The following is a 25,714-nucleotide window of genomic DNA, read 5'->3' as shown; positions in this document are numbered from 1 at the left end:
AGGGTACGCGCGTTCTCGCGCACGGATGCCTCGAGAAATCGCAGAATCGTGCGTGCTGCCCGCCGCGCACGCCGTGACCGCGGCATGACAGCGCCGTGGCAGCGCCGTGCAAGCGGCCCCCGGCAGCGTTGGGGGCATGAACCTCACTGATCCCAGCTGGGCGATCGAGGCCGACGGCCTCGTGAAGACCTTCGGCGCCAACCGCGCCGTCGACGGCGTGGACCTGCGCGTCGCGAGCGGCACGGTCTACGGCGTCCTCGGCCCGAACGGGGCCGGCAAGACCACCACGATCTCCATGCTCGCGACCCTGCTGCGCCCCGACGCCGGCGCCGCCCGCATCTTCGGGCACGACGTCGTGAAGGAGCCGCAGCTCGTGCGGCAGCTCATCGGCGTCACCGGCCAGTACGCCTCGGTCGACGAGACGCTCTCGGCGACCGAGAACCTCGTGCTGTTCTCCCGGCTGCTCGGGCTCGGCCGCGCCGAGGCGAAGCGCAAGGCCGCCGAGCTGCTCGAGGAGTTCGGTCTGACGGATGCCGCGAAGCGCCCCCTGAAGCAGTTCTCCGGCGGCATGCGGCGCCGGCTCGATCTCGCCGCGAGCCTCATCGCGCAGCCTCCGCTCATCTTCCTCGACGAGCCGACCACCGGCCTCGACCCGCGCACCCGCGCGCAGATGTGGGACACGATCCGCCGGCTCGTCTCGAGCGGCTCGACCGTGCTGCTCACCACCCAGTACCTCGACGAGGCCGACCAGCTCGCCGACCGCATCGCGGTCATCGACCGCGGGCGGGTCGTCGCCGAGGGCACGGCGGACGAGCTGAAGGCCTCGGTCGGCTCGTCGAGCCTGCAGCTGCGGGTCGCCGATCCGCGCGACCTCGGCGACGCGCAGGCCGCGATCGAGCGGGTGCTCGGCGTGCGGGCCACGACGAGCCCGGAGGCGGGCCGGCTCACCGCGCCCATGCGGGACGCCGACCGCGTCACGGAGCTGCTCGTCACGCTCCGGGAGGCCGGCATCCACCTGACCGAGCTGAGCGTCCAGAAGCCGACGCTCGACGAGGTCTTCCTCACCCTCACCGGCCACGGCGTCGAGGCGGACGACACCGCCGACGACGCCTCGGCCGAACCGCAGTTCGAAGGGAGCCGCGCATGACCACCGCGACCATCGTCCCCGGCGCCGAGCGCGCCCTGAAGAATCACGTCAGCCTCGGTCAGACCGTGCGCAACTCGCTCAGCATGGCCTACCGCGGGCTGCTGAAGATCAAGCGCACCCCCGAGCAGCTCGTCGACGTGACGCTGCAGCCGATCCTGTTCACCTTGATGTTCACGTACATCTTCGGCGGCGCGATCGCGGGCGACGCGCTCAGCTACCTGCCCTTCTTCCTGCCCGGCATCCTCGTGCAGACCGTCATCACGACGTCGGTCGTCACGGGCGTGCAGCTGCGCGAGGACATGGACAAGGGCGTGTTCGACCGCTTCCGCTCGCTGCCGATCGCGCGCGTCGCCCCGCTCGCCGGCGCGCTGCTCGCCGACACGGTGCGCTACGGCATCGCGACGACGCTCACCTTCGTGACCGGCTACCTGATGGGCTTCCGCCCCGAGGCCGGCTTCGGCGGCGTCCTCGCCGCGAGCGTCGTGGTGATCGTCGCCGCCTGGGCGCTCAGCTGGATCTTCGCGTTCTTCGGTGTCATCGCCCGCTCGGCCGGCTCGGTGCAAGGCATCTCGTTCCTCGTGCTGTTCCCGCTGACGTTCCTCTCGAACGCGTACGTGCCCGCTGACACGATGCCCGACTGGCTGCAGTGGTTCGTCGGCATCAACCCCGTCTCGCACCTCGTGACCGCCGCTCGCGGCCTCACGATGGGCACCGACGTCACCGGCGACCTGTTCGCCACCCTCCTGGGCGCGGCGGTCGTGGTCGCGGTGTTCGCCCCGCTCACGGTGCGGGCGTACATGCGGAAGGCGTAACCGCCTCCGCGGAACTCAGACCCCGGGGCCCGCGCTCGGCAACGGCAGCACGAACAGCTCGTGCGCCCGCGCCATCCGGGCCTCGGGGTCGAGCGCTGCCGCGGCCGAGCGGGCGCCCTCGAGCGCGGCGCGGCCGACGAGGGCCTCGGCGTCGGCGAGGTGGGTCGCGATCCGAAGGCCGGGCAGATCCTGCCTGGCCCTGAGGCGTTCCGCGAGGGCGAGGAGCTCCAGCCCCCGCTCGCGGAGGCCGGGCTGGCGGATGGCCCACGCCGACCAGCCGAGCGCGGCGGTGCCGAGTACCGGCTTGTCGTTGAAGCTGCCCCAGGCGCGTCGCATCCCGAGGGTGCGGTAGCGCAGCCTCGCGGCCCAGAAGGCGGCATCCGCGGCATCGCGCTCGTCATGGGCGGCCGCCGAGACCAGGTCGGCGAGCACCATGAGGTACCAAGGCGACGAGCGCTCGGCGGGGCCGAAGGACTCGGCCGCGGTGCGGGCGTGGTGCGCGGCATCCGCCATCCGGCCCTCCGCCCTGGCGAGCTCGGAGAGCCCGAGCTCCCCGACCGTCGCGAGCCCCAGCCCGTCGGCCGTGCGCCGCTCGCTCGACGCGAACTCGGCGATGAGGGGCCGGGCCTCGTCGAGGCGGCCGGCGGAGAGCAGGTTGCCCGCGCGCATCCACTCGAGCTGCACGAGCCCGGGCTCGGAATCGAGCAGGCGCAGCTCCGCCTCGGCGGCCGCCGCCCATCGCAGGGCGGCCTCGGGCCGACCGGTCTGGCTGGCGAGCTGCGCGAGCATCATCGAGGACATCGACTCCGCCCAGATGTCGCCGACGCGACGGGCGAGCACGTGCGCCTGCTGCGCGTGCTCGGCCGCGGCCTCGGGGTCGCCCGCGTTCTCCTCGAACTGGGTGCGCAGGAGCGCGCCGACGAGGGCGGTCGGCCCGTCCTCGGACTCGCTCATCGCGACGAGCCGTTCGAGCGCGCGCTCCAGATCGGGAGCCTCGAGGAAGCCGGCGACGCCCCGCAGCCAGCCGGGGACCGGCCAGCCGTCGCGTGCGTGGGCCTTCAGCCGGGCGAGGGCGCGAGCGCCGGTGGACGCGTCGTACGCCATCGCCGTGGCGGCCGCGAAGACCGCGGTGAGCAGCGCCGGCACCGCGAGCTCCGGCCCGCGCGCCCCGTGCCGGGTGGCCGCGAGCGCCGCCCGGCCGAACGTCATCACCTCGGCGTGCGCGCTGCGCACGCTCCAGAAGTAGGCGAGCGCGGCGTAGACCCGGAGCACGGTGGGCACCCGTTCCTCGGCGATGGCGCGGCGCAGCACCTCGACGAGGTTCTCCTCCTCGACCCGCAGCCGGCGGAGCGCCAGCAGCTGCGTCTCGCCGCCGCCCACGAACGGCAGCTCCGAGAGCTGTTCGGCCCAGCGCGCCATCGCGTCCCGCGCCGCGGCCGTCCCGCCCTCCTGCTCGAGCCGGAGCTGACCGAACTCGCGCACCGTCTCGAGCATCCGGTACCTGGCGGCGCCGTCCCCGTTCTCGCGCACGGTGAGCAGCGACTGGGCGACGAGGCCGTCGAGCACGCGGAGCGCATCGTGCCCGAGCACGACCTCGGCGGCGTCGACCCCGAAGCCGTCGGCGAACCAGGACAGGCGGGCGAGGCCATGCTGTTCTGCCTCGTCGAGCAGCGCCCAGCTCCACTCGATGACCGCCTCCAGGGTGCGCTGCCGCTCCGGGGCGCTGCGGTCCCCGTTCGAGAGCAGCGCGAAGCGGTTGTCGAGACGCGCCTCGATCTCGGCGACCGACATGGATCGGACCCGGGCGGCCGCGAGCTCGATGGCGAGGGGGAGGCCGTCGAGCCGCGCGCAGAGCCGGTCGACGACGTCGTCGGGCAGGGCGGCGTCGGGCCGGACGGCGAGCGCACGGTCGCGGAACAGCCGCCCCGCCGGTCCGATCGCCGCCCCCTCGCGCACCGCGAGCGGGGCCAGCGGCACGACGCGCTCGGCCCCGATCGCGAGCGGGCTGCGGCTCGTCGCGAGGATCGTCAGCTCCGGGGCCGCGGCGAGGAGCTCGGCGGCCCAGCGGGCGGCGCCGTCGATGATCTGCTCGCAGTTGTCGAGGACGAGCAGGGTGGGCGCCTCCCCGAGGCGCGCCTCGATCCGCTGCCGGAGCTCCGGACGGCTCGCGGCGTCGGCCAACCTGGCGGAGCGGGCCTCGCGCAGGGCGAGCGCCGAACCGAGGGCGAGCTCGATGTCGTCGTCGTCGCGGACGCCCGCGAGTTCGACGACGACGACCGAGGGCGCCGGGAACCGCGCCGCGACCGCCTGGGCGAGCCGAGTCTTGCCGAGCCCGCCCGCGCCGAGCACCGTCACGAGGCGGTGCTCGTGCAGCAGTCGCTCGACGTCGCGCACGTCGTCGTCGCGGCCGAGCAGCGGGTTCGGTGCCGCGCGCAGGCCGAGGCGGATGCCTCCGGTGAGTGGCGGCGCCGGTGCGGATGCGGGCGCGCTCGCCGCGGCGCCGGTCCCCGCCCCTGTTTCGCCGGTTGGGGGCGGCTCCCGCAGCAGTCGCGCGTGCACCTCGACGAGCGCGGGCGAGGGGTCGACGCCGAGCTCCTCGGCGAGCCGTTCGCGGAACGCGGCGTACTCGGCGAGCGCCTCGGCGCGGCGGCCGGCTGCGGCGAGCGCCTCGAGGCGTCCGGCGACGGCCGCCTCGTCGAGCGGATGCCGCTGCGAGAGCGCCGCGTACGCCTCGGCGGTCTCGTCGTGGGCGGTGCCGCCGGCGGCGAGGAGCTCCGCTCGACGGCGCAGGAGGCGCTCCCGCGCGGTCGCGGCCCGGGCGGCCAGCGCGTCGGCGACGGGCGCCCCGCCGAGGTCTTCGCCGGGTTCGCCGCGCCAACGGGCGAGGACGGCGTCGACCGCGCGGAGCTCCGCGCCCGCGTCGCCCGCCTCTTCCCCGCCGGGGTCGCCGGGCTCTGCGGCGAGCTCGGCCGCGGCGAGGTCGACCGTGCTCGGCCCGATGGCGAGCGCGTAGCCGGCGGGGGACGAGCGGATGAGCTCGGGGGCGAGCCGGCGCACCCGGCTCACGAGCGTCTGCAGTGCGGCGCGCGGATGCCGCGGCGGGGCGTCGCCCCAGAGCTCGTCGACGATCGTGTCGATGCCGACCACGTCGCCCGGGCGGCGGGGGATCGCGACGAGCACCGCGACCAGGGCCTTCGCGAGCGCGCCCGGCGGCTCGACGAGGCATCCGCTCGCGTCCGCGACCACGACGGGGCCGAGCACACCGACGCTCGGCGCACCCTCGCCCGTTCGATCGGCGTTCAGCACGCGGTCGAGCCTAGTGCCGGCGGCCGTGCGGTTGCCCGAGCTGGTCGGGGGCGCTTCGACGGGCTCAGCGAACCAGCCTCAGCGAACCGGGCGCTTCGACGGGCTCAGCGAACCAGCCTCAGCGAACCGGGCGCTTCGACGGGCTCAGCGAACCAGGCTCAGCGAACCGGGCGCTTCGACGGGCTCAGCGACCCAGCCTCAGCGACCCAGCCTCAGCGGGCCGTCTTGCGCGCGCTGATCTGACCGGTGTCGAAGCCCAGCAGGTGCAGGCCGCCGTGGAAGCGGGCGTGCTCGACCTTGATGCAGCGATCCATGACGACGGTGAGGCCCTGCTCCTCGCCGTAGTAGGCGGCCTCCTCGTTCCAGATGCCGAGCTGCACCCAGATCGTCTTCGCGCCCGCGGCGACGACCTCGTCGACCACCTGCGGGATGTCGCTGCCGCGGCGGAACACGACGACGACGTCGGGCACCTCCGGCAGGGCGGCGAGGCTCGGGTACGCCGGTTCGCCCAGGATCTCGGTCTCGTTCGGGTTCACGAAGTACAGCCGGTAGTCGCTCGACTGCTGCAGGTAGGTACCCACGAAGTAGCTCGAGCGCTGCGGCTTCGGCGAGGCGCCGACGATCGCGACCGACTTCGCCGCGTTCAGGATGCGCAGCCGCGCCTTCGCGTCGGGGCCGGTCCAGGTGCGCTGCGAGCGCAGCAGCTTCGCGAGGGGCGAGTCGGCCGGCAGCTCGCAGCTGAGGCCGTTCACGAGCCGGACGGTCTCGAGCTCCTCGGCGGCGGGCGCCGTCGTCGTGTCGGTCATCGGGTGCCTCCTGTCGCGGCCGCGAGCGCCTGGTCGAGATCGTAGATGATGTCGTCGACGTCCTCGATGCCGACGGAGAGGCGGATGACGCCGGGCGCGACGCCCGCGTCGAGGAGCTGCTGCTCGGTGAGCTGGGCGTGCGTCGTCGAGGCCGGGTGGATGATGAGCGTCTTCGCGTCGCCGATGTTCGCCAGGTGGCTCGCGAGGTTCACCGACTCGATGAGCTGCTGGCCGACCTGACGGCCGCCCTTCACCTCGAAGCTGAACACGGAGCCGGGGCCGAGCGGCAGGTACTTCTTCGCACGCTCGTGGTGCGGGTGGCCCTCGAGGCCGGCCCAGAAGACGCGCTCGATGCGGGGGTCCTCGGCGAGCCAGTTCGCGACGGTGCGCGCGTTGTCGACGTGCGCCTGGATCCGGTACGGCAGGGTCTCGACGCCCTGGGCGAGGAGGAACGCCGAGTGCGGTGCGAGCGAGGGGCCGATGTCGCGCAGCTGCTCGGCGCGAAGCCGGGTGAGGAAAGCGTACTCGCCGAAGTTGCCGCTCCACTCGAGCCCGCCGTAGCTCGGCACCGGCTGGCCGAAGAGCGGGAACTTCTCCGAGTGCCAGTGGAATCGCCCGGACTCGACGACGACGCCGCCGAGCGTCGTGCCGTGCCCGCCGAGGAACTTCGTCGCCGAGTGCGTGACAATGTCGGCGCCCCACTCGATCGGGCGGTTCAGGTAGGGCGTCGCGATCGTCGAGTCGACGATGAGCGGGATGCCGTGGGAGTGCGCGACGTCCGCGAGGGCCTCGAGGTCGGCGATCTCGCCCGAGGGGTTCGCGATCGTCTCGACGAAGATCGCCTTCGTGGAGTCCCGGATCTCCGCGGCGTAGGCTTCGGCATCCGAGCTCGCCACGAACGTCGTCTCGACGCCGAAACGGCGGAGGGTCACGTCGAGCTGGGTGATGGAGCCGCCGTAGAGGTTCGCCGAGGCGACGAGGTGGTCGCCGGCGCCGACGAGGCTCGCGAAGGTGATGTACTGCGCGCTCAGGCCGCTCGCGGTCGCCACCGCGCCGAGGCCGCCCTCGAGGCTCGCGACGCGCTCCTCGAAGCTCGCGACGGTCGGGTTGGCGAGGCGCGAGTAGATGTTGCCGTACTTCTGCAGTGCGAAGCGGGCGGCGGCGTCGGCCGTGTCGTCGAAGACGTAGGCGCTCGTCTGGTAGATCGGCAGGGCCCGCGAGCCCGTCACCTGGTCGGGGATGTTGCCCGCGTGGATGGCGCGGGTCTTGAAGCCGTATTCGCGGTCTGCCATGCCGTAACGCTAGCCGGGGCATCCGCTCGTCCGGAGCCCCGCCGTAACGCGGGGCAATGCGCGCCCCGCGCCTCATGGAGGATGACCCGCCGCTACGCTGGCGCGATGATCCTCGAGCACGCGATCCTGCCCGTCGTTCCCGGCCGCGAGGCGACCTTCGAGGCGGCCTTCGCCGAGGCGAAGGGGATCATCGCGGCGATGCCCGGGTTCCTCGGGCTCGACCTCTCCCGCTCGATCGAGACGCCGAACGAGTACCTGCTGCTCGTGCGCTGGGAGTCGGTCGAGGCGCACGATCCCGGCTTCCGCGGCTCGGCGCAGTACGGCCGGTGGCGGGAGCTGCTGCACGGCTTCTACGAGCCGTTCCCCGTCGTCGAGCACTTCACCGGGGTCGCGCTGGCTTGACTCCGGCTTCCGGCGGCGGCGGCGCGGGGTGCACAGCCCCTGATCAGCGAGGATTGCTACGCTGAAGTCCGGGTCGCCCGATCGGGGCGGCCACCGGACGAGGGCACCCAGTACCCGGACACGACGACTGGCGCACGGCATCCGTACGATCGATGCCGAACGAGTCAGGAGTGTGTCGTCATGGCGTGGGTCATCCTCATCGCATCCGGTGTTCTCGAGGCCGTCTGGGCGACGGCGCTCGGCAAGTCCGAGGGCTTCACGAAGCTCTGGCCCTCGGTCATCTTCTTCGGCGCGCTCGCGCTCTCGATGGGCGGGCTCGCGTGGGCCATGCGCGACATCTCGACGGGCACGGCGTACGCCGTGTGGGTCGGCATCGGCGCGGCGCTCACCGTGGTCTGGGCGATGGTGACGGGCGACACCGAGGTGTCGTGGATCAAGATCGCCCTGCTCGTCGGCCTCGTCGGCTGCGTCGTCGGGCTGAAGTTCGTCGACGGCGGCTCGGGCCACTAGGGCTGCGCTCGCCGGGGCTGCGCTCGCCGGGGCTGCGCTCGCCGGGGCTGCGTTCGCCGGGGCTGCGCTCGCCGGCGGCGCGCTCGCCGGTGGTCGGTCAGCCGACCGGCCGCCAGGCGAGCGCCTGCCAGATGAGCAGGCCGTTCACCCCGAAGCTCACGACGAGCAGCACATTGTCGTAGAGCCCGGGATAGGGCATCCCGAACAGGTTGAAGACGACGAGCGCCGCCGAGACGACGACCGTGATCCAGCGCAGCGGCTCGGCCGGGGTGAGCAGCGAGACGAGGATCATCGCGATCGGCACGAGCATGATGAGCGCCGCCGTGAGCCACATGCCGCTCGTGGCCGCGGTGCCGTCGATGCGGCCGAGGGTCGCGTCGCCCGAGAAGATCCGCAGCACGTCGCCGAGCAGGTAGATGAGCATGAGCGAGATCCAGGCGCCGGCGAGCACGATGCGCACGGGGTCCATGCCGACGACGGTGCCGGCCGCGGCACCGGCCGCCGTGCCGACCGCTTCGGCCGTCTCGGCGCTCACGACGGGGTCCGTTCCGGGCGCTGCTGCGCGGGTCGGCGGCGGGTGCTCGCGGGCTGCGGATGCACGACGAGATTGCCGACCTTGCGGCCGCTGTCGACCAGGGCGTAGGCCTCCGCGATCCGATCGAGCGGCAGCGCGGCTTCGTGCACGACCCGGAGCCGACCCGCGGCGACGAGCTCGAGCAGGCTCGCGAAGCTCTCGGCCCGCTCGGGAGCGGGGCCCGTCTTCACCGGGCCCCTGGCGGTGATCGTCTCGCCGAGGCTCGCGACGACGAGGAGCAGCCGGCCGCCGTCGGCGAGCAGGGGCCGGCCGGTGGCGGGGGAGAGCGCGCCGACGGTGTCGAGCACGAGGTCGAAGCGGTCGTCGAGCTCCTCGGGCGGGGTCTCCCGGTAGTCGAGGACGCGATCGGCGCCGAGCTCGGTCGCGAGCGCGGCGTTGCGGGCGCTCGAGACCGCGGTCACCTGGGCGCCGAAGTGCTTCGCGAGCTGCACCGCGCTCGTGCCGACCGCCCCGGAGGCGCCGATGACGAGCACGCGGTGCCCTGCACGGACGCCGCCCTTGTCGGTCAGGTAGTGCAGCGCGGTGCTGCCGCCGAAGAGCACGCCCGCGGCGTCATCGAACGAGACGTCGGCGGGGATGGGCGCGAGCTTGCCGCGGGCGATGGCGACCAGTTCGGCGTGCGCGCCCATGGCGACCCCGGTCATGCCGCAGACCCGGTCGCCGATGGCGAGTCGCGCGCCGGGGGCGCCGGCGAGCCGCGCGGCTGCGCGTCCGCGCGGCTCCGGGCCGACGGCGACGACGACGCCGGACACCACGTTGCCGAGCACCGGCCGCCGAGGCCCGCGGAATCCGAAGGCGAGGCGCGCGACCGCCCCGAAGCCATCCGGGAAGCGGCCGGCGCGGATGCGGGCGTCGCCCGAGTTCACCGTGCTGGCTTCCACGCGGACGAGCACCTGCCCGGGCCCGGGCACGGGGTCCGGCCGCTCGACGAGCCTCGCCACCTCGGGCGGGCCGTAGCGTTCGACGACGACTGCACGCATGCTGCTCCCTTACGCCTGTAAGTCTGGTGCCGTCCACGGTAGCCTTACACTCGTAAGGACGCAAGTGTGGGAAAGCGAGAGGTCATGGCCGAGACAGTGCGGAGCCGGGCGCGCACGCCGCGCACGCCGCTCACCCGCGATCGGATCGTCGCCGCTGCGATGGCGGTCGCCGATGCGAGCGGGCTCTCCGCGGTGAGCATGCGCACGGTGGCCCGCGAGCTCGGCGTCGAGGCGATGTCGCTCTACCACCATGTCGACGGCAAGGACGCGATGCTCGACGCCATCGCCGAGGAGATCTTCTCCCGGTTCCCGCTCGCCGAGCTCGGCGCGCCCTGGCGGGCGGCGCTCACCGAGCGGGCGGTCGGCGCGCGGGCGGTGCTCTCGGCGCATCCGTGGGCGCTCGTGCTGCTGGAGTCGCGGGTGAACCCCGGGCCATCCGTCCTCCGCCAGCACGACCGTGTGCTGGGCGTGCTCCGCACGAACGGCTTCGACGTGCCGCTCGCCGGTCACGCCTTCTCGGCCGTCGACGCGTACGTGTACGGGTTCGTGCTGTCCGAGTCGAATCTGCCGTTCGCGCCGGACGCGGAGCCGGGGGCGGGGGCGGAGGCGTTCGCGGCCGGGCTGGCGCTGCCCGCCGACGAATACCCCTACCTCACCGAGTTCATGTCCGTGATGCTCGCGGGCCGCGACTACGACTACGGCGACGAGTTCGGCTACGGGCTGGACCTCGTGCTCGACCAACTCGAAGTCCGGCTCGCCGAACTGCGGGGCGAGACTGGGCCGGGCCATCCTCCGACGGCTCGGAGCTGAACCGGCGCCCGCTCACCCCCAGCTCGGCAACCAGAAATGCAGCTGGCGGAGCAGCGGCGGGATCGGCTGCGCCGTCCAGATCGGCAGGAAGAACGCGGACACGAGGACGACGGCGATCAGGAAGATCGCGACGGTCAGGATGCCGCGTTCGCGTCTCCAGCGCGGGTCGCCCCGCTTGCCCAGGACGAGTCCGATGACGAAGGTCAGCGCGAGCAGCAGGAACGGCTCGAACGCGATCGAGTAGAACTGGAACACCGTGCGGTCGAGGTACGCGAGCCAGGGCAGGTAGCCGGCGGCCAGGCCGACGAGGATGGCCCCGACGGCCCACTCGCGGCGACGGATCAGCCGGTAGACGAGATACCCCGCGGCGATCGCGCCGGCCCACCAGATGAGCGGGTTGCCGAGGCCGATGATCGATTCGGTGCAGCCGCCGCCGCACCCCGCCGAATCGGCGTAGTACATGTTGGTGGGCCGGATCATGAACAGCCAGGTCAGCGGGTTCGCCTGCCAGGGATGCGGTGTGTGCACGCCGACGTGATACGTGTAGGCGCTCTGGTGGAAGTGCCAGAGGCTCTGCAGGGGGAGCGGGACCCAGGAGAGCCATCCGCTCGCCGCATTGCCCGCCTGCTCGGCCCACTGCCGGTCGTATCCGCCCGAGGTGACGAACCATCCGGTCCAGCTCGCCAGATAGACGCCGATCGCGACGGGGACGAGCAGGAGGAACGTCGCGGGCGCCTGCTTCAGCACCGCACCGCTCGCCCACAGCGGCAGCCCGGCGCGGCGTCTGGCGAGCGCGTCGACGATGACGAGGTAGACGCCGAACGCGGCGAGGAACCACGCGCCGGACCACTTGACGGCGGCGGCCGCGCCGAACGCGGCGCCCGCGGCGAAGACCCAGGGGCGGGCCCAGAGCACCGGGCCGTAGTGCGGGTCTTTGCCGGCGGCCCGGGCGGCGTCGACCCGGCGTTCGAGCCGCCGTGCGCTCCACTCGCGATCGAGGAGGACGAACCAGAAGCCGAGCAGCGCGAACAGCATCAGCCAGTTGTCGAGCAGGGCGACCCGCGACATGACGATCGCGTTGCCGTCGACGGCGAAGAGGAGGCCCGCGATGACCGCGAGCATCGTCGAGCCGAACAGGCGACGCCCGGCGAGGGTCAGCAGGAACACCGCGATCGTGCCGGCGACGGCGGTTGAGGCCCGCCACCAGAAGGCCGAGTCCGCGCCGAACGCCGCCATGCCGAGCGCGATCATCCACTTGCCGAGGGGCGGATGGACGACGTATGAGGCCTGATCGCGGTACCCGTCGGTGTCGCCGGCGGCGAAGTCGGCGTCGGCGCCGTCGGGCCAGGTGGATTCGTAGCCGTGGTGGAGGAGGGTCCACGCGTCCTTCACGTAGTAGGTCTCGTCGAAGACGAGCGCCTGCGGGTGGCCGAGATTCCAGAAGCGCAGCACGGCCGCGAGCAGCGTGACCAGGATCGGGCCGCCCCAGTACCAGAGCGCACGGCGCTTCGGCGTGGCGAGCAGGCGGGCCCACCACTCGTCGTGCCGGGACCCGGTGGGCTCGGGGGCGGGGTCTTCGGCGTGTTCCGGCGGGAACGGGTCGGCCGCGAAGAGGTCGGCGCCGGGGAGCCGCGGCGCGGCGCTGGCGGACGTGGTGGCGCCGGCGGACGTGGTGGCGCCGGCGGGTGCGGAGGTGTCGGCGGGTGCGGAGGTGTCGGGCGCGGTGGCCGCCCCGACGGGTGCGGAGGCGCCGGCCGGGGCGGCCGGTTCGGCGGGCGTGGTGGCGCTGGCGGGTTCGGCCGGCGCGGTGTCCCCGGCGGGCAGGGGCGCGCCCCGGCTGCCGTCGCCGCGCGCGGGCGGCTCCGGCGGCTCGGCGACACTCATGCGCCCAACCCTAAGACATCAGAACGGCGCACGATCGGGGTAGCTCCGAGCCGGGAGCGGCTCGGTGCGGGCGAGGTGACCGCTCGGACTGCGCCAGCTGATCGTGCCGTCGGCGGAACGGGTGACGGTGAATCGGGCTCGATGCTTCAGGGTGTGATCGGTGCGGCACGTGGGCGCGAGGTTGTCGACATCGGTCGCGCCGCCCTGGGCCCAGGCGGTGAGATGGTCGAGGTCGGTGGTGGTGACCGGGCTCGTGCATCCCGGTCGGGTGCAGCCCTCGTACTGCTTCGCGAGCCACCTGCGCTGAGCGGCAGTCACCCGGTAGCGCGTGCGGTCGAGGGCGAGGGGTGCGCTCGTGAACGGGTCGGTGGCCAGCCGGAGGAACGTCGGCGCCTCGGCGAAGAGCCGCCGGGCGGTGTCGTCGTCGATCGGCCCGTGCCCCTCGAGCTCGGCGGCCTGATCGGGCCGCGTGCCGTGCACGCGGTCGGGGCCGTGCGCGCCGCCGGACCGGCCGGCTCCGATGAGGGTCAGCGCGGGGATCGTGACGAGGATCTCGGTGCGGACGGCGGTCGGCGTGCCCTCGCCGGTCAGCAGTGCCGTCGCGACGTCGGCGCGGAGCTGGTCGAGGGTGCGCGTCTCGTCGGCCTGCCCCGAACGTTCGGTCGCCGTCGCGCCGACGCGAGCGCGGATGCGAGCGGCATCGACCGCCGAGACGTAGAGGGTCACCCAGGCCATGCCGTCGTCGGCCGACTCGACGGTGAGGCGGCGCTGGGCGAGGGCGCGCGCATGGCGGGCGGCGGTCTCGTCGGGCTGATCGAGCTTCGCCCGCAGCAGGCGCGCTCGGCGACGGAACCTCGCGCGCGGCACCGTTCCGGCGAGCTCCGTCAGCTCATCGTCGAGCGCCGCGAGCCGCGCAGCGGCGGCGTGCGCAGCCGCCCGCTGCTCGGCGGACGCACCGCGGAAATCTGCGGGGATCGGGAGGCCGGCGATCGCGTCGAGCGCGATGCGCACCTCCGCATAACCGGCGAGTCCGTCGCGGAACCGGCCCCACAGTCGGGGGAGGAGGTCGTGGCAGCGCGCCGCCTCGAAAGCACGACTGCGGATCGTCGCGGCCGGCAGCATCAGCCGCATCGACAGCTCGGCGGCCACCGATCGGGCGGCGAGCTCGGCCACGTCGAGTCGGGGCCCGTGTGCCGCTCGCCCGTTCGCCGGGCGTGTCAGGGTCTCGGCGGCCATCGTCTCTGCGGTGAGGTACAGCTCGGGGTGCGCGTCGGCGAGCGCGAACGCGCGTCGGAACGCGTCGAGCTGGGCAGCGAACTGACGGTTGCTCTGGAGCTGCGCGCCCTCGGCCGCGTCGAGGTTCGCCTGCAGCTCGGCGAACACCGCACGGGAGCCGCCGGCCGCAGAGGCGGCGCGCCAGGCATCCAGCGATTCCCAATCGGCGGATGCCCAGTCGGCTGAGGCTGGGTCGGGTGAGGCTGGGTCGGCTGAGGCTGGGTCGGGTGAGGCTAGGTCGGCTGAGGCTGGGTCGGGTGAGGCTGGGTCGGGTGAGGCTGGGTCGGCTGAGGCTGGGTCAACAGTAGCCAAGTGAGCAGAGGCCAGGTCGGCGGAAGGCGGGTCGGCAGAGGCCAAGTCGGCGGAGACTGGCTCGGCCAAGGCCCACTCGGCGGAGGCCCAGTCGGCGGAGGCCCACTCGGCGGAGACCCACTCCGAATCTGGTTCGCCCCGCTCATTCGCTCGCCAGCCCGGCGGCACCGCCCGCTCATCGATTCCCCACATGTCCGCCAGTCTATCGAACACATATTCGAAACTCGAGGCCCGATCTCGAGCTGTGGAGAACTCCTCCGGCGGTCGATGCAGGAGACTTGGAGGCATGATCATCCTCGCCGCCACGCCCATCGGCAACCTCGGCGACGCCTCGCCCCGCCTGCGCACCGCGCTCGCCGAGGCGCGCCTCGTGGCATCCGAGGACACCCGCGTCACCCAGCGGCTGCTCGCCGCGCTCGGCATCGAGAACCGGCCCAGACTCATCGCGCTGCACGAGCACAACGAGCGGCAGAAGGCCGCCGAGCTCGTCGAGCTCGCGCGCGACGCGGACCTGCTCGTGCTGAGCGACGCGGGAATGCCGACCGTTTCCGACCCGGGCTTCCCGCTCGTCGCCGCGGCCGCCGCCGCGGGCGTGCTGGTGACCGCCATCCCCGGTCCGAGCGCCGTGGTGACCGCGCTCGCGCTCTCGGGTCTGCCGACGGACCGCTTCGCGTTCGAGGGCTTCCTGCCGCGCAAGGCGGGCGAGCGCGCCCGCCGGCTCGCCGAACTCGCCGCAGACCGTCGCACGCTCGTGTTCTTCGAGGCCCCGACGCGGCTCGCCGCGAGCCTGGCCGCGCTCGCCGAGGCGTTCGGGGCGGAGCGCCCCGCCGCGGTCTGCCGCGAGCTGACGAAGCTCCACGAGGAGGTGCGCCGCGGACCGCTCGCGGAGCTCGCCGACTGGGCCGCAGACGGGGTGCGCGGGGAGATCTGCATCGTCGTCGGCGGCGCTCCGGAGCCGGGGCCGGCGGACGCCGGCGACGCGGTCGCGCGGGTGCTGGAGCTGACCGCGGGCGGCGCACGACTGAAGGATGCCGCGGCGGAGGTCGCCGCGGCGACGGGCCTCGGCAAGCGCGAACTGTACGAGGCGGCGCTCCGGGAACGCGCCGGGTCCTGAGCCGTCACGAGCCGGGGCGCGCGCCGAGGGCGCCGAAGCATCCCTGACCGATTCCTGCAAGGCCCCGCCGAACCGCCCGGAACGCGCGACAATTGAGGTGAGCCCGGCCGAGCCGCGGCAGCGGTCCCAACGCGCTCGGGCGTGGAGGTGCGACATGTCGAACGCAGTGCGATTCACCGCCTACGGCGGCCCCGAGGTGCTCGAGGTCGTCGAGATCGAGGCGCCGCTTCCTCGGCCCGCCGAAGTGCTCGTCGAGGTCTACGCCGCCGGGCTCAACCCGGCCGAGAGCGCGCTGCGGCGGGGCGAGGCCAGAGCCGGCAGAACGGCGGAGCTCCCCGCGAGGCAGGGGCGCGACCTCGCCGGCGTGGTGATCGCCACCGGGCCCGGCGTCGAACGCTTCGCCCGCGGCGACGAGGTCATGGGCTGGGGCGAGGGCACGCAGGCGAGCCACGTGGTCGTCCCGGAATCGCAGCTGATGCTCAAGCCGGCGGGGATCCCGTGGGAGGTCGCCGGCTCCCTCGCCACGGCGGGCACCATGGCCTGGAACGCCGTCGAGGGACTCGCGCTCGGCCCGAACGACACCGTCGTGATCACGGCGGCGGCCGGCGGCGTCGGCTGCCTCGCGGCGCAGTTCGCGAGGCTCCACGGTGCGGCCGTCATCGGCACGAGCGCGGAGGCGCGCTTCGACTTCCTGCGCCAGTTCGGCATCCAGCCGCTCGGCTACGGCCCGGGCCTCGCCGCCCGCGTGCGCGTCACGACCTCGGCGCCGATCACGGCGTTCCTCGATTTCCTGGGCGGCGAGGCCGAGGAGGCGGTCGAGCTCGGCGTGCCCGCCGGCCGCGTGCTCACCGTGCTCGACGAGGAGGCCGTCGACGAGCACGGCATCGCCAGAGTCGAGCCGGGCGACCTCGTCGCGCTCGGCCGGGTGTCCGCCGCGATCGCCGCGAAGCAGGTGCGCCTGCCGATCGCCGACGTCTTCGCGATGGACGACGTCGCCGCCGCCTACCGCGCGCTCGACCGACGGGATGCCGCGGGCAAGATCGTGCTCGGCCTGCGCACGGTGGAGTACCCCGGGCAGCGGGTCAAGGAGCCCGCCATCAAGGAGCAGGACGTCACGCTCGGCGTGCCGACGCCGCACGAGCGGCTCGAGGCCGTCGAGGCGGTGCCCGCGGCGATCGGCGACGGCAGCGTGCGGCGCCGCCACCGCGAGGCGCGCCACCAGGCGGAGACCGACGCGACTCCCGCGGACGCCGGGACGGATCACCCGGACCGGGCGGGCGAGGCGCCGCTCCCGTAACCCGCGCTCGAGGCATCCGCCGCGCCCGTAGGATTGACGGCATGGCCGACGGCTCCTCGTTCTACATCACCACGCCCATCTTCTACGTCAACGACGTGCCCCACATCGGGCACGCCTACACGGAGGTGGCGGCGGACGTGGCCGCGCGCTGGCACCGCCAGGCCGGCGAGGACACCTGGTCGCTGACCGGCACCGACGAGCACGGCCAGAAGATCCTCCGCACCGCGACCGCGAACGGCGTCACCCCGAAGCAGTGGGCCGACAAGCTCGTCGCCGAGGCGTGGAAGCCGCTGCTCGAGACCATCGACATCGCGAACGACGACTTCATCCGCACGACCGACGAGCGGCACGAGCGCAACGTGCAGCGCTTCCTGCAGAAGCTCTACGACGAGGGCCACATCTACACGGGCGAGTACGAGGGCTACTACTGCGTCGGCTGCGAGGAGTACAAGCAGCAGTCCGAGCTCGTCGACGGCACCGGCGAGTACGCGGGCCAGCCCGTCTGCGCCATCCACTCGAAGCCGGTCGAGCTGCTGCACGAGAAGAACTACTTCTTCCGCATGTCGGCCTTCGCCGACCGGCTGCTCGCGCTCTACGAGGAGCGCCCCGACTTCGTGCAGCCCGAGTCGGCGCGCAACGAGGTCGTGAGCTTCGTGCGCCAGGGCCTCGCCGACCTCTCCATCTCGCGCTCGACGTTCGACTGGGGCGTGAAGGTGCCGTGGGACGAGACGCACGTCGTCTACGTCTGGTTCGACGCCCTGCTGAACTACATCACCGCCGTCGGCTACGGCGACGACGAGGCCGAGTTCGCCCGCCGCTGGCCCGCCCAGCACATCGTCGGAAAAGACATCCTGCGCTTCCACGCCGTCATCTGGCCGGCGATGCTGATGGCCGCCGGACTCGACGTGCCCCGCGGCGTCTTCGGCCACGGCTGGCTGCTCGTCGGCGGCGAGAAGATGTCGAAGTCCAAGCTCACCGGCATCGCGCCCGAGCAGATCACCGACGTCTTCGGCTCCGACGCGTTCCGCTTCTACTTCATGTCCGCGATCTCCTTCGGCCAGGACGGCTCGTTCTCCTGGGAGGACCTGGCCGCCAGGTACCAGGCTGAGCTCGCGAACGGCTTCGGCAACCTCGCCTCGCGCGTGGTGGCGATGATCACCCGCTACTGCGACGGCGTCGTGCCGACCGCGGGCGTGCTGAGCCCCGCCGACGCCGAGATCGGCACGATCGCCCGCCGCGCCACCGAGCGCTCGTGGGATGCGATCGGGCGCCTCGCGATCCACGAGGCGATCGCCGAGGTCTGGCAGCTCGTCGACGCCCTGAACGGCTACCTCACGAACGAGGAGCCCTGGGCGCTCGCGAAGGACCCCGAGCAGCGCGACCGACTCGAGGCCGTGCTCGCCACCGCCTACCGGGGCCTCGGCACGCTCGCCGTGCTGCTCTCGCCGGTCGTTCCGAAGGCGAGCGCGAAGCTCTGGACGGCGCTCGGCGCGCCCGGCGAGGTCACCGCGCAGCGCATTGACCGCGCCGACGAGGCCGAGCTCGGCGAGCGCGTGCAGCCGCTCGAGGCGCTGTTCCCGCGCGTCGAGGTCGCGGAGTAGGCGCGGGCGTGAGCGAGCACCTGCGGCGGAGGTCGGACGGCGGCCGCGCGGCCGAGTACCCGCCGGCGCCCGAGCCGCTGCCGGTGCCCGTCTACGACAACCACACCCACCTCGAGATCGCCGACGGCGCGCTGCCGCTGTCGCCGGCCGAGCACCTCGAGCGCGCCGCGGCGGTCGGCATCGCTGGCGCCGTGCAGGTCGGCACGGATGTCGCGACGAGTCGCTGGTCGGCCGAGATCGCCGCGCGCGAGCCGCGCCTCCTCGCCGCCGTCGCGCTGCACCCCAACGAGGCGCCGGAGCTCGACGCCGCGGGCGAACTCGACGCCGCCATCGCCGTCATCGACGAGCTCGCGGCCCAGCCCCGGGTGCGCGCGATCGGCGAGACCGGGCTCGACTACTTCCGCACCGGCGAGGAGGGGCGCGACGCCCAGCACCGCGCCTTCGAGGCGCACCTCGACATCGCCAAGCGGCACGGCATCGCGCTGCAGATCCACGACCGCGACGCGCACGACGACGTGGTCGCCACGCTGCGCCGGGTCGGGGCGCCGGAGCGCACCGTGTTCCACTGCTTCTCGGGCGGCGAGGAGCTCGCCCGCACCGCGGCCGACGCCGGCTGGTACTGCTCCTTCGCCGGCAACGTCACGTTCAAGAACGCCGAGAACCTGCGCGAGGCGCTGAGGGTGCTGCCGCGGGAGCTGCTCCTCGTCGAGACGGATGCCCCGTACCTGACTCCGGCGCCGCTGCGCGGCCGGCCGAACGCCCCGTACCTCGTGCCGCTCACGGTGCGGTTCATGGCCGAGCTGCTCGAGGTGCCGCTCGACGGGCTCTGCGCGCAGCTCGCGGAGAACACCGAGCGCGTCTACGGCTCGTGGCAGGAGGGCCTCGCATGACCGCACCCCGCCAGGCGCTCCTCGGCCCCGCCGAGATCCGCGACCTCGCCGAGCTCCTCGGCGTGACCCCGACGAAGAAGCTCGGCCAGAACTTCGTGCACGACGGCAACACGGTGCGGCGCATCGTGCAGCTCGCCGGGGTGCAGCCGGGCGAGACCGTGCTGGAGATCGGCCCCGGCCTCGGCTCGCTCACCCTCGGACTGACCGAAGCCGGGGCGGACGTCATCGCCGTCGAGATCGACGGCCGGCTCGCCGAGCAGCTGCCGAAGACCGCCGAGCTGCTGCAGCCCGGCGCCGCGCTCCGCGTCGTGCACCAGGACGCGCTGCGGGTCACCGAGCTGCCGGGCGACCCCGTGCGGCTCGTCGCGAACCTGCCGTACAACGTCTCGGTGCCGGTGCTGCTGCACCTGCTCGAGCACTTCCCCTCCCTCCGCGCCGGCATCGTCATGGTGCAGGCCGAGGTCGGGCACCGTCTCGCCGCGGGCCCGGGCTCGAAGGTCTACGGCGCGCCGAGCGTGAAGGCCGCCTGGTACGGCGACTGGCGCATCGCCGGGCAGGTGTCGCGGCAGGTGTTCTGGCCGGTGCCGAACGTCGACTCCGTGCTGGTCGGCTTCGAGCGCGACGCCGAGCCGGGCACCGAGGCCGAACGCCGGGCGACCTTCGAGCTCGTCGACGCCGGGTTCCAGCAGCGCCGCAAGATGCTGCGGCAGGCGCTCTCCGGCGTGCTCGGCGGCAGCGCGGCCGAGGCATCCGCCGTGCTCGAACGCGCCGGGGTCGACCCGCAGGCGCGCGGCGAGCAGCTCGGCATGCCGGACTTCCTCGCGATCGCGCGGGCGCGCGGGGCGGCGGGTGACGACGCGGGCGGAGCCGAGCTCGGCTAGCGTGGACGCATGACGATCGCCGCAGCCCAGCCGTCGGTGCACGTGCGGGCGCCCGGCAAGATCAACCTCTTCATGCGCGTCGCCGAACCGGGCGACGACGGCTACCACGACGTCGCCACGGCCTACCAGGCGGTCTCGCTCTACGAGGACGTCGTCGCGACGCCCGCCGCGGGCTTCGAGGTCTCCTTCTCGGGCAGCGTCGACGTGTCCGGGCTGCCCGTCGACGACTCGAACCTCGCGATCCGTGCCGCCCGCCTCCTCGCGGAGGAGACCGGCGTCACCGAGGGCGTGCACCTCGCGATCGACAAGCACGTTCCCATCGCGGGCGGCATGGGCGGCGGATCGGCGGATGCCGCGGCCGCCCTCGTCGCCTGCGACGCCCTCTGGGGCACCGGGCTCACGAAGGACGAGCTGCACGGCCTCGCCGCCCGGCTCGGCGCCGACGTGCCGTTCTCGCTCGCCGGCGGCACCGCGATCGGCACCGGTCGCGGCGACCGGCTGAGCCCCGTGCTCGCGACCGGGTCCTTCCACTGGGTGCTCGTCTTCGCCGAGTTCGGGCTCTCGACCCCCGCGGTGTACGGCGAGCTCGACCGGCTGCGGGGTGAGGGGCAGGTGCCGCCCGACTCCGTCGCGCCGGCCGGCGCGCCCGCCGTCGACCCGGCGGTGCTGCAGGCCCTCCGCGCGGGCGATCCCGGCCTCCTCGCCGGCGCGCTGCACAACGACCTCGCCGCGGCGGCGATCGGGCTCGCCCCCGAGCTCGACGAGGTGCTCCGGCTGGGCGCCTCGGCCGGTGCGCTCGCCGGGCTCGTCTCGGGGTCGGGCCCGACGCTCGCCTTCCTCGCCGAGGGGGCCGACGAGGCGATCTCGCTGGCCGTCACGCTGTCGTCGGCCGGGCACACCGCCGCGCACGTGCACGGCCCGGTGCACGGCGCCCGCGTCGTGCGCTGAGCGGCAGCGGCAGCATGCCCGGCCGATCGCGACCGGCGCACGGCTCGCGCACGGCGAGAGCAACTAGGCTCGACGGGACATGGCACACCTCCTCGGCGCCGAGCGCCTGCATCTCGAGTTCCCGACGCGCACGGTCTTCGACGAGGTCACCCTCGGCCTCGACGAGGGCGACCGGATCGGCATCGTCGGCCGCAACGGCGACGGCAAGTCGACCCTGCTGAAGCTCCTCGCCGGCCGGCTCGAACCGGACGCCGGGCGGGTCACGGTGCGCCGCGGCGTCCGCATCGGCATGCTCGACCAGACCGACACGGTCGATCCGGACGCGACGGTCGCCGAGGCCGTCGTCGGCGGCATCGACGAGCACGTCTGGGCGGGCGACCCGAAGGTGCGCGACGTGATCGCCGGCCTGCTCGGCGATGTGCCCTGGGACGGCCGGGTCGGCGACCTCTCCGGCGGCCAGCGCCGCCGCGTCGGGCTCGCGGCCCTCCTCGTCGGCGACTGGGACGTGCTCTTCCTCGACGAGCCGACGAACCACCTCGACGTCGAGGGCATCGCCTGGCTCGCCCGGCACCTGCGGGAGCGCTGGAGCCGCAGCGACGGCGCGCTCGTCGTCGTCACCCACGACCGGTGGTTCCTCGACGAGGTCTGCACCGGCACCTGGGAGGTGCACGACGGCATCGTCGAGCCCTTCGAGGGCGGCTACGCCGCGTACGTGCTGCAGCGGGTCGAGCGCGACCGGATGGCCGCCGCGAGCGAGGCGAAGCGGCAGAACCTGATGCGCAAGGAGCTCGCCTGGCTGCGCCGCGGCGCCCCCGCGCGCACCTCGAAGCCGAAGTTCCGCATCGACGCGGCCAACCAGCTCATCGAGGACGTGCCGCCCGTGCGCGACCGGGTCGAGCTCAGCCGGCTCGCCGTCGCCCGCCTCGGCAAGGACGTCGTCGACCTCCTCGACGCCGGTGTCGACTACCCCGCGCCCGGCGGCGGCACCCGCACCGTGCTCCGCGACGTCGAGTGGCGCATCGCGCCGGGGGAGCGCACCGGCATCCTGGGCGTCAACGGCGCCGGCAAGTCGACCCTCCTCGGCCTCGTCACCGGGGCCGTCAGCCCCACGCACGGCCGGGTGAAGCGCGGCACGACCGTGCGCATCGCGACCCTCAGCCAGGAGCTCGCCGAGCTCGCCGAGTGGGCCGATGAGCGCGTCAGCGCGGTCGTCGCCGCGCAGCGCACGAGCTACACGATCGGCAGCGGCTCGAAGGCCGTGGAGCTCACGCCGGGACAGCTCCTGGAGCGCCTCGGCTTCACGAACCAGCAGCTCGCGACGCCCGTGCGCGACCTCTCGGGCGGGCAGAAGCGACGGCTGCAGCTGCTGCTCATCCTGCTGACCGAACCGAACGTGCTGATCCTCGACGAGCCGACGAACGACCTCGACACCGACATGCTCGCCGCGATCGAGGACCTGCTCGACTCGTGGCCGGGCACGCTCCTCGTCGTCAGCCACGACCGCTACCTGCTCGAGCGGGTCACCGATCAGCAGTTCGCCATCGTCGACGCGAAGCTGCGGCACCTGCCGGGCGGCGTCGACCAGTACCTGGAGCTCCGGGCCGCGCAGCAGCGCGGAGGTGGCGCGGGGAGCGGCGCGGCGAGCGGGGCCGCCAGGGTCGCCGCGAGCGGCACGGATGCCTCGCCCGGCCCGGCCGCGGCGAGCGCCGCTCTCGCGCTCTCGGGCGCCGAGCGGCGCACCGCCGAGAAGGAACTCGCCTCCGTCGAGCGGCGGATCGAGAAGCTGCAGCAGCAGATCGCCGCCGCCCGCGACGGCTTCGCCGAGCTCGACCAGAGCGACTACGAGCGGCTGAACGCCGAGATGGCGAAGGTGACCGCCGCCGAGCAGGAGGTCGCCGAGCTCGAGGAGCGCTGGTTCGAGCTCACCGAGCAGCTCGGCTGAGCGCTCAGCGCTCAGCGCTCAGCGCCCGGCGGCGCGGCGCGCAGGGTGGGGATTCAGGTGGATGCCTCGCGTGCGGCGCGCTCGGTGAACCAGGCGAGCGCGTGCCGCCCGGAGGAGAGGCCGTAGTCGAGCGTGGCGCGCTGGTAGGCGAGCACCTCGTGGAACTCCTCCGGCACCTCGAGGACGGCGAGGTGCCGCTCGACGGCCTCGAGCTCGGCGACGTTCGCCGCCGCCCGCTCGCGGATGCGCTCGAGCACTGCGGCCCGCTCGGGCGGGTCGAGCAGGCCGAGGAAGAACAGCCGGGAGAGCGCGGCCGTCTCGAGGTCGGGGCCCTCGATCGGCCCGTCGATCCACTTCCGGAACGCCGCGCGGCCGGCGTCGGTCGTGCGGTACACCTTGCGGCCCCGGCCGCCGGGCTGCACGCTCTCGACCTCGATGAGCCCGCTCGCGAGCAGCCCGTCGAGCGCCCGCTTGATGCTGCCCGAGCTCGCGCTGTAGACCAGCCCGACGCCCGCCTCGAAGCTCTTCACGAGGTCGTAGAGGCTCTGCGGGGCGAGCATGAGCAGCCCCAGGATCACGTGTGCCACGCGCCGAGCCTACCCGGTTGACTCGCGTAGACATGTCTACTAGACAGGTCTAAGAGAGAGATTGGACCCTGATGACCCACGCTCCCGCCGCCGCCGACGCGGCATCCGTCCCGAGCGAGCTCGACCGCGAGTTCACCGCCCTCGTCGACCGGCTCGCCGCCCGTCGCCGCCTGCATCACGTCAGCCTCGCCGTCGCCGACGACCGCGGGCGGGGCTGGTCGGGCGCCGCCGGGCCCGGCGCGAGCCCCGAGACGCCCTTCTTCATCGCCTCGATCACGAAGCGCTTCATCGCGACCCTCGTGCTGCAGGCCCACGAGCGCGGCGAGCTCGACCTCGACACGGCGATCACCGCGTACCTGCCCGCCGAGGTCACGACGGGGCTGCACGTCTGGAAGGGCGTCGACCGTACACCGGAGATCACGGTGCGCCACCTCGCGAGCCACACCTCCGGCCTGCCCGACTTCTACGAGCGGCGCCGCGGCGGGCCGAGTCTCTACCGGCGGCTCCGCGCCGGCCACGACCTCGCCTGGGGCTTCGACGACGCCATCGCGATCGCGCGCGACGAGCAGCGGCCGCACTTCCCGCCGCAGGACCTGTCGGCGCCCAGGCAGCGCGCCTCGTACTCCGACACCGGCTTCCTGCTGCTCATCCGCATCCTCGAGCTCGTGACCGGGCGGAGCTTCGCGCAGCTCGTCGCCGAACGCATCGCCGAGCCGCTCGGGCTCCGCCGAACCTGGCACCCGGCCGGCGCGCCCGCCGACCCGGCGACGCCGGCGCCGCTCCCGCTGCACGTGCGGCGGCGCCCGGTACGCCTCGACGGCGTGTACGCGTCGAGCCACGACCTGTTCAGCACGACGGCCGAGCTCCTCGCCTTCGAGCGGGCGCTCGTGCGCGGCGAGCTGTTCGCGGACCCCGCGACGAGCGCGCTCACGACCGAACGGCGCAACCGGCTGCGGAACGCCCCGAGCCTGCACTACGGCCTCGGCACGATGAGCTTCGGCGTGAGCCGGCTCAACCTGCCCCGCCGCGGCCCCGTCACGCTCGTCGGCCACTCCGGCTCGACCGGCACGTGGCTGTTCAGCTGCCCGGAGCTCGGCGTCGTCCTCGCCGGCACGGTCGACCAGACGCAGGCGCAGGTGCTGCCGTTCCAGATCATGGTGCGGTGCCTGCAGCGCTGGACGCGGTGATCGGCGGGGCCGGACGCGCAGATCGGGGAGGCGATCCCGAAGCATCCGTCGTCATATATGACGTCGTTCGCAGAAGCTGTGACGCCATGTGACCAGGTGGTCAACAGCGCGAAGAACCTTCGCTTACCGTTGGAGGGCACCCGCGTTCGCGGCATCGACGCCCCCACCGACATCCTCCGTGGCGGAGCCATGCCGACCCACAGCCAGGCGGCCCTCGAACGCGCGCCCACCAAGAGAGGACCCACCATGTCACGACGTTCCCGCATCACCTCCGTCATCGCCGCGCTCGCCGCGGTGCCCCTCGTCGCCTCGCTCGCGGCCTGCGCCTCGACCGGCTCGGCCGGCTCCGAGACCGACGGCGGCGAGACCGTGAAGATCGGCGTCGTCGGCAAGTCGGACCCGCAGTGGGCCCCGTTCGTCGAGGCCGCCGCCGAGGAGGGCATCACGGTCGAGCTCGTCGACTTCGGCGACTACAACCAGCCGAACCCCGCGCTCACCGAGGGCGAGCTCGACCTCAACCAGTTCCAGCACATCGTCTACCTCGCGGACTACAACGTGAACGCCGACGCCGACCTCACCCCGATCGGCTCGACGCAGATCTACCCGCTCGGCCTGTACTCCACGAAGTACGACGACGTGAAGTCGATCCCCGCCGGCGAGACCGTCGCCGTGCCCGACGACCCCTCGAACCTCGCCCGCGCGCTCCTCGTGCTGCAGTCGGCCGGGCTCATCGAGCTGAAGGACGGCGGCTCGATCTTCTCGACCATCGCCGACATCGACGAGGCGAAGTCGAAGGTCAAGGTCACGCCGCTCGAGGCCGCCATCACCGCGACCTCGCTGCCCGACGTCGCCGCCGCGATCATCAACAACGACTTCGTCGAGGACGCCGGCCTCACCTTCGCCGACGCGATCGCGCAGGACGACCCGGCCGACCCCAACGCGCTGCCGTACGTGAACATCTTCGCCGCGCGCGCCGAGGACAAGGACAACACGACCTACGCCAAGCTCGTCGAGATCTTCCAGACGAACGCGAAGGTCCAGGCCGGCCTCGACGAGGCGTCCGGCGGCACCGGCGTCTCGCTGCAGGTCCCGGTCGCCGAGCTCGAGAAGTCCCTCGCCGACGTCGAGGCCGACAC

Annotated in this window: 22 protein-coding genes; 14 read left to right on the top strand and 8 right to left on the bottom strand. The window is 73.5% G+C overall.

Annotated elements, in window-relative coordinates:
- The first annotated feature begins 136 nt into the window (after window positions 1–136).
- Window positions 137–1,147, top strand: a complete 1,011-nt coding sequence (locus IEY71_RS17200) for an ATP-binding cassette domain-containing protein (protein WP_189086609.1) — start codon at window positions 137–139, stop codon at window positions 1,145–1,147.
- Window positions 1,144–1,959, top strand: a complete 816-nt coding sequence (locus IEY71_RS17195; RefSeq protein ID WP_189086608.1) for an ABC transporter permease — start codon at window positions 1,144–1,146, stop codon at window positions 1,957–1,959. The genes IEY71_RS17200 and IEY71_RS17195 overlap by 4 nt, the downstream gene beginning before the upstream one ends.
- 15 nt (window positions 1,960–1,974) lie before the next feature.
- On the opposite strand, the gene IEY71_RS17190 is transcribed toward IEY71_RS17195, so the two are convergent.
- From IEY71_RS17190 to IEY71_RS17180, 3 genes are all read right to left on the bottom strand, one after another.
- On the bottom strand, window positions 1,975–5,265 hold the full coding sequence (locus IEY71_RS17190) for an AfsR/SARP family transcriptional regulator (RefSeq protein ID WP_189086607.1): 3,291 nt from the start codon (window positions 5,263–5,265) through the stop codon (window positions 1,975–1,977).
- Between the two features lie 212 nt (window positions 5,266–5,477).
- Window positions 5,478–6,071: a CoA-binding protein gene (locus tag IEY71_RS17185; protein ID WP_189086606.1), complete on the bottom strand. Its 594-nt coding sequence runs from the start codon at window positions 6,069–6,071 to the stop codon at window positions 5,478–5,480.
- Window positions 6,068–7,363: an O-acetylhomoserine aminocarboxypropyltransferase/cysteine synthase family protein gene (locus tag IEY71_RS17180; RefSeq protein WP_189086605.1), complete on the bottom strand. Its 1,296-nt coding sequence runs from the start codon at window positions 7,361–7,363 to the stop codon at window positions 6,068–6,070. Before IEY71_RS17180 ends, IEY71_RS17185 begins: the two co-directional genes overlap by 4 nt.
- A gap of 105 nt (window positions 7,364–7,468) precedes the next feature.
- Here IEY71_RS17180 and IEY71_RS17175 point away from each other — a divergent pair, with 105 nt between their 5' ends.
- On the top strand, window positions 7,469–7,765 hold the full coding sequence (locus IEY71_RS17175; RefSeq protein ID WP_189086604.1) for an antibiotic biosynthesis monooxygenase family protein: 297 nt from the start codon (window positions 7,469–7,471) through the stop codon (window positions 7,763–7,765).
- Window positions 7,766–7,945: 180 nt separating this feature from the next.
- Complete coding sequence (locus IEY71_RS17170) at window positions 7,946–8,275, top strand: DMT family transporter (RefSeq protein WP_189086603.1); 330 nt, start codon at window positions 7,946–7,948, stop codon at window positions 8,273–8,275.
- A 97-nt stretch (window positions 8,276–8,372) separates the two neighbouring features.
- On the opposite strand, the gene IEY71_RS17165 is transcribed toward IEY71_RS17170, so the two are convergent.
- The gene (locus IEY71_RS17165; protein ID WP_189086602.1) at window positions 8,373–8,810 is read right to left on the bottom strand and encodes a hypothetical protein; all 438 of its coding nucleotides are present in this window, start codon (window positions 8,808–8,810) and stop codon (window positions 8,373–8,375) included.
- Entirely contained in the window at window positions 8,807–9,850 is a 1,044-nt protein-coding gene (locus IEY71_RS17160; RefSeq protein ID WP_189086601.1) for an NAD(P)-dependent alcohol dehydrogenase, read from the bottom strand. Before IEY71_RS17160 ends, IEY71_RS17165 begins: the two co-directional genes overlap by 4 nt.
- 84 nt (window positions 9,851–9,934) lie before the next feature.
- Between IEY71_RS17160 and IEY71_RS17155 the strand changes: the two genes are divergently transcribed.
- Window positions 9,935–10,660: a TetR/AcrR family transcriptional regulator gene (locus IEY71_RS17155; RefSeq protein ID WP_189086600.1), complete on the top strand. Its 726-nt coding sequence runs from the start codon at window positions 9,935–9,937 to the stop codon at window positions 10,658–10,660.
- Window positions 10,661–10,672: 12 nt separating this feature from the next.
- Here the strand turns inward: IEY71_RS17155 and IEY71_RS17150 are convergent, their stop codons facing one another.
- Together IEY71_RS17150 and IEY71_RS17145 are read right to left on the bottom strand one after the other, a co-directional pair.
- The gene (locus IEY71_RS17150; protein WP_268243575.1) at window positions 10,673–12,544 is read right to left on the bottom strand and encodes a dolichyl-phosphate-mannose--protein mannosyltransferase; all 1,872 of its coding nucleotides are present in this window, start codon (window positions 12,542–12,544) and stop codon (window positions 10,673–10,675) included.
- Between the two features lie 18 nt (window positions 12,545–12,562).
- On the bottom strand, window positions 12,563–13,927 hold the full coding sequence (locus IEY71_RS17145; RefSeq protein WP_189086599.1) for an HNH endonuclease signature motif containing protein: 1,365 nt from the start codon (window positions 13,925–13,927) through the stop codon (window positions 12,563–12,565).
- A 490-nt stretch (window positions 13,928–14,417) separates the two neighbouring features.
- Here IEY71_RS17145 and rsmI point away from each other — a divergent pair, with 490 nt between their 5' ends.
- The 7 genes from rsmI (at window position 14,418) to IEY71_RS17110 (ending at window position 22,804) form a co-directional block, all read left to right on the top strand.
- Window positions 14,418–15,245 carry a 16S rRNA (cytidine(1402)-2'-O)-methyltransferase gene (rsmI, locus tag IEY71_RS17140; RefSeq protein ID WP_189086598.1) on the top strand — a complete coding sequence of 276 codons (828 nt, stop codon included), beginning with the start codon at window positions 14,418–14,420 and terminating at the stop codon, window positions 15,243–15,245.
- A gap of 154 nt (window positions 15,246–15,399) precedes the next feature.
- On the top strand, window positions 15,400–16,542 hold the full coding sequence (locus IEY71_RS17135; protein WP_189086597.1) for an NADP-dependent oxidoreductase: 1,143 nt from the start codon (window positions 15,400–15,402) through the stop codon (window positions 16,540–16,542).
- Window positions 16,543–16,583: 41 nt separating this feature from the next.
- Entirely contained in the window at window positions 16,584–18,143 is a 1,560-nt protein-coding gene (metG, locus tag IEY71_RS17130; protein WP_189086596.1) for a methionine--tRNA ligase, read from the top strand.
- An 8-nt stretch (window positions 18,144–18,151) separates the two neighbouring features.
- On the top strand, window positions 18,152–19,033 hold the full coding sequence (locus tag IEY71_RS17125; protein ID WP_189086595.1) for a TatD family hydrolase: 882 nt from the start codon (window positions 18,152–18,154) through the stop codon (window positions 19,031–19,033).
- Window positions 19,030–19,914: a 16S rRNA (adenine(1518)-N(6)/adenine(1519)-N(6))-dimethyltransferase RsmA gene (rsmA, locus tag IEY71_RS17120; protein ID WP_189086594.1), complete on the top strand. Its 885-nt coding sequence runs from the start codon at window positions 19,030–19,032 to the stop codon at window positions 19,912–19,914. Before IEY71_RS17125 ends, rsmA begins: the two co-directional genes overlap by 4 nt.
- A gap of 9 nt (window positions 19,915–19,923) precedes the next feature.
- Window positions 19,924–20,862, top strand: a complete 939-nt coding sequence (locus IEY71_RS17115; RefSeq protein ID WP_189086593.1) for a 4-(cytidine 5'-diphospho)-2-C-methyl-D-erythritol kinase — start codon at window positions 19,924–19,926, stop codon at window positions 20,860–20,862.
- Between the two features lie 79 nt (window positions 20,863–20,941).
- Window positions 20,942–22,804 (top strand): ABC-F family ATP-binding cassette domain-containing protein, encoded by a 1,863-nt coding sequence (locus IEY71_RS17110; RefSeq protein WP_189086592.1) that lies wholly within the window; start codon window positions 20,942–20,944, stop codon window positions 22,802–22,804.
- Between the two features lie 53 nt (window positions 22,805–22,857).
- On the opposite strand, the gene IEY71_RS17105 is transcribed toward IEY71_RS17110, so the two are convergent.
- Window positions 22,858–23,391: a PadR family transcriptional regulator gene (locus IEY71_RS17105; protein ID WP_189086591.1), complete on the bottom strand. Its 534-nt coding sequence runs from the start codon at window positions 23,389–23,391 to the stop codon at window positions 22,858–22,860.
- A 71-nt stretch (window positions 23,392–23,462) separates the two neighbouring features.
- Here IEY71_RS17105 and IEY71_RS17100 point away from each other — a divergent pair, with 71 nt between their 5' ends.
- Together IEY71_RS17100 and IEY71_RS17095 are read left to right on the top strand one after the other, a co-directional pair.
- Window positions 23,463–24,578 carry a serine hydrolase domain-containing protein gene (locus IEY71_RS17100; RefSeq protein ID WP_189086590.1) on the top strand — a complete coding sequence of 372 codons (1,116 nt, stop codon included), beginning with the start codon at window positions 23,463–23,465 and terminating at the stop codon, window positions 24,576–24,578.
- A gap of 246 nt (window positions 24,579–24,824) precedes the next feature.
- Window positions 24,825–25,714, top strand: an 890-nt coding sequence (locus IEY71_RS17095) for a MetQ/NlpA family ABC transporter substrate-binding protein (protein WP_189086589.1), incomplete at its 3' end; no start/stop codon positions are given.

Origin of the sequence: Agromyces mediolanus, assembly GCF_014648575.1 — a bacterium.
Lineage (GTDB): Bacteria > Actinomycetota > Actinomycetes > Actinomycetales > Microbacteriaceae > Agromyces > Agromyces mediolanus.
The sequence above is the reverse complement of the archived record's forward strand: the minus strand, read 5'-3'. Positions and strand labels throughout refer to the sequence as shown.